Source organism: Crocosphaera watsonii WH 8501, assembly GCF_000167195.1.
GTDB lineage: Bacteria > Cyanobacteriota > Cyanobacteriia > Cyanobacteriales > Microcystaceae > Crocosphaera > Crocosphaera watsonii.
The window spans coordinates 1-4,094 of record NZ_AADV02000253.1; the positions used below are offsets into that span (position 1 = coordinate 1).

Genomic DNA, 4,094 nt, shown 5'->3' on the forward strand with positions numbered 1-4,094 from the left:
AAGACTTGTAAGTTAACTCAACGGCATATTCGTCCAATAGTGAGGGGAAAAGCAGGAAAACCAATAGAGTTTGGAGCTAAACTCTCAGTAAGCTGTGTAGATAACTATGTGTTTCTAGACAAAATAAGTTTGGAAAACTTCAATGAATCTTGTCATTTTAAAGAACAAGTAGAAAAGTATAAAGAAACGTTTGGCTATTATCCCGAATCCGTCCATGTAGATAAAATTTATCGAACTAGGGAAAACAGAAATTGGTGTAAGGAAAGAGGGATAAGAATCAGTGGTCCGAAGTTAGGAAGACCTCCGAAAAATGTCAGTGAAGAAGAAAAGAAACAAGCCCACTCCGATGAATGCTTCCGTAATGCTATTGAGGGAAAGTTTGGACAAGCTAAACGAAGATTTAGCCTAAATCTCGTGATGACAAAACTCCCTGAAACCTCCATTACATCTATTGCTATTACATTTTTAGTTGTCAATCTTTCTAAACTTCTGAGGCAGTTTTTGTCGCTTTTTTTGTCCTTATTTACTAATAATAGAACAGGGGAACTCATCAAACCGCCTTTCATTAATTTTGATTATACTTTAAACAATTTTTATGTACTAAAACTTATTGATTTGTCAGAAAATTCTTGGTCAAAAGTGGCATAAATTTTGGAGAAACTTTTTCAGCAAACCCTAAGTTAGATTTTCAAATATAGTCGTTTCAAATAAGTTTGAGACAGAGGAGTGTGAGCATCTTGCTCACTATACTAAGAATATGGTAGGTTCGTTTTGTCTCATTTCTATTTGAATTAACTATAAAACTAATTTAGCGTCCAATACCTACATAATGGAAACCAGCCATTTCTAACTTAGAACGATCCAAGAAATTACGACCATCAATAATTACAGGGTTAGCCATTACTTGAGCCATTTTACCGTAATCAAGGCTTAAAAACTCTTTCCAATCTGTTACTAAAACCAAAGCATCACAGCTATCAGCTAACATTTCAGCATCGGTTTCAATGATGACATTAGATAAACCATGACTTAACCCAGACTGAGAAACAATGGGGTCATAAGCCTTAAGTTTTGCCCCTAAACGGTTCAACTGTTCGATGATGATTAAAGCAGGTGCATCTCTCATATCATCGGTATCTGGTTTAAAGGTTAAACCTAATAAACCGATAGTTTTCCCTTTAAGGATTTTCAGTTCTTGTTGTAATTTTTCAAGAGCAATTAATCGTTGACGCTTGTTAACATTAACAGCAGCATTGAGTAATTCTGTCTCGTAATTGTAATCGGTTGCAGTATGAATCAAAGCCAAAACATCTTTGGGGAAACAAGATCCACCCCAACCAATACCAGCTTGTAAGAACTTGTTACCGATACGAGAATCTAAACCGATACCAGCAGCTACCTGGGTAACATCAGCACCCACGCGATCGCAGATATTAGCCACTTCGTTGATAAAACTAATTTTAGTAGCTAAGAAAGCATTAGCAGCATACTTGATCATTTCGGCCGAGTTTAAGTCTGTCACTACCACAGGAACAGGAGGTAAACTTTGATCATCACCGAACTTGCGGTCAACCAAAGGTTGATAGAGTTCTTGCATCATAGTGATCGCCTTATCGTTGTTGCTACCGAGAACGATGCGATCGGGGTTAAAGGTATCAAAAACAGCCGATCCTTCCCGTAAAAATTCAGGGTTACTAACCACATCAAAATCCACGTCAGCAGGAGCATTTTCCCGTTGGGCAAACCCATCCATAACAATCATTCTTACCCAGTCCCCAGAACCGATAGGAACAGTAGACTTATTAACAATGACCTTGTAACCACCGTTTAAATTTTCACCGATCCCTCTAGCTACAGCTTCAACATAACGGGTATCGCTTTCTCCGTTAGGTAAAGCAGGGGTTCCTACAGCAATAAAGAGGATTTCTCCGTGATTAACCCCGGCCGCTAAATCGGAAGTAAACTCCAGACGGCCAGCTTCCATACAACCGTGCATTAATTCTGAGAGTCCAGGTTCATAAATAGGAGATTGACCGGACTTCATCAGTTTTACCTTTTCCTCGTTATTATCGATACAAATAACGTGGTGACCAATATGAGATAAACATACCCCAGTTACTAAACCAACATAACCAGTTCCAATGACACAAACTCGCATAAATTTTATCCTCTAAATTTAATATTGTTTAAAACAAGGCATTCTCGGAACGATACAACAACAATTATTCTACGAGTTGGACTTATTTTAAACTAAGTTGTCAAAAAACAGTTTAACTATCTTTTGAGACTCGTTCTGCAAAATCCTTGATAGCCAATTCTAACCCATCTTTTAGGGGAATAGTAGGTTCCCAACCTAAATAAGTTTTTGCTTTAGTAATATCGGGTTGTCTTTGTTGAGGATCATCTTGGGGCAAGGGTTTATAAACTAACTCAGCATCAGGATTAATCATTCCCTGAATCATTTGAGCAAGTTCTAATATGGTATATTCCCCAGGGTTGCCTATATTAATAGGGCCAATATAATCCCCATTCATCAGACGCATTAACCCTTCTACTAAATCAGAAACATAGCAAAAACTGCGAGTTTGAGAACCATCCCCATAGATTGTTAAAGGTGTGCCTTTTAGAGCTTGCACAATAAAATTACTGACCACTCTACCGTCATTTTCTAACATTCTCGGTCCGTAGGTATTAAAAATACGTGCCACTCGAATGTCAGTTTTATGTTCTCGATGATATTCAAAAGCGAGGGTTTCCGCCACCCGTTTTCCTTCATCGTAACAAGCACGTGGCCCTGTACAACTGACGTTACCCCGATATTCTTCTGGTTGGGGATGAACATCGGGATCACCGTAAACTTCTGAGGTAGAAGCTAAAAGTATACGTGCGTTTACCCGTTTAGCTAAACCCAACATATATAGAGTCCCTAACACATTAACTTTAATGGTTTTAACGGGATTATATTGATAATGAATAGGAGAAGCAGGACAAGCTAAATGATAAATTTGATCCACTTCTAAACGGATGGGTTCCGTGATATCGTGGCGGACCAACTCAAAATAAGGATTACCAATCCACTTGACAATATTGCGTTTGTCACCAGTGTAAAAGTTATCTAAGCAAAGGACTTCGTGTCCTTGTGCCATTAAGCGATCAATGAGATGGGACCCAATGAAACCAGCACCACCCGTAACTAAGATTCTCATGAAGCCTACAAGTTCAAAGTTGAAATTATTATTAACTTACCCTTGCTTTGAGTTTTGGCCAACCCCTTAATGGAAAATAATAGGAGTTACGCATTGACAGATGGTTTACAATGTGCATAGTCCAAACAGAGAAAGCGATCGCTGTTAACAAAAAGCAAAAAACTGATAAAATAGAGAGGATTATAAGAACTGGAGGTAGATATCCGAACTATAACGAAGAAATCAACGGCTAAATGTCATTTAGAACTCTATACTTACTATTTAATTGCTGAATCCAAATATTCGGGTTGTAATCGTTTATCCGAGATATTTGAGGATTTATCTCATGATAGTGTTAACCGTTTTTTATTAAGAGAAAGCTATAAACCTGTTGATTTATTCAATGAATTTAAACAGCACATTGAACTGAGTGGGGGAACCTTAAGTATTGATGAGACAGTCATTGAAAAACTTTATAGTAATCCTAAATTAAGTAAATTTATTGGTTATTTCTGGTCAGGAAATAAACATAAAACTATCAAAGGAATTAATTTAGTTACTTTATTATATACTGACCCTAATGGAATTTCAGTCCCTCTAAATTATCGACTTTATGATAAAGAAGATAATCTGTCTAAAAATGATTATTTTCGGATGATGCTATCGGAAGTTTTAGCTTGGGGACTGAGGCCAATTTATGTAACTGGTGATAGTTGGTATTCATCTAAAGAGAACCTTAAAATTTTGAAAACCAGAATAGGTTCATGATAGGATTAGTCAAAATCGACAGTATTCAATCGTACAAGACCATTCATCCGTGGAAGCTTAAATGACGACATGGCACTGTTCCTACAAAGTTGCCAATAAGTTTAGAACCTTTAACCGGATGTCCATAAATTATTGCANGCT

Annotated in this window: 2 protein-coding genes and 2 pseudogenes; 2 read left to right on the forward strand and 2 right to left on the reverse strand. The window is 37.2% G+C overall.

Annotated features, from left to right (window positions below; all coding sequences use genetic code 11):
- A pseudogene (locus CWATDRAFT_RS30140) lies at positions 1-648 on the forward strand (IS5-like element ISUnCu10 family transposase); the annotation flags it as partial.
- A 160-nt stretch (positions 649-808) separates the two neighbouring features.
- On the opposite strand, the gene CWATDRAFT_RS30145 reads toward CWATDRAFT_RS30140, so the two are convergent.
- Together CWATDRAFT_RS30145 and CWATDRAFT_RS30150 are read right to left on the reverse strand one after the other, a co-directional pair.
- Entirely contained in the window at positions 809-2,158 is a 1,350-nt protein-coding gene (locus tag CWATDRAFT_RS30145; protein ID WP_007308511.1) for a UDP-glucose dehydrogenase family protein, read from the reverse strand.
- 112 nt (positions 2,159-2,270) lie between these two features.
- Positions 2,271-3,206: a UDP-glucuronic acid decarboxylase family protein gene (locus CWATDRAFT_RS30150; RefSeq protein ID WP_007308510.1), complete on the reverse strand. Its 936-nt coding sequence runs from the start codon at positions 3,204-3,206 to the stop codon at positions 2,271-2,273.
- A 201-nt stretch (positions 3,207-3,407) separates the two neighbouring features.
- Between CWATDRAFT_RS30150 and CWATDRAFT_RS40810 the strand changes: the two are divergent.
- Positions 3,408-3,941 (forward strand): annotated as a pseudogene (locus tag CWATDRAFT_RS40810) (IS701 family transposase); the annotation flags it as partial.
- Positions 3,942-4,094: the final 153 nt, after the last annotated feature.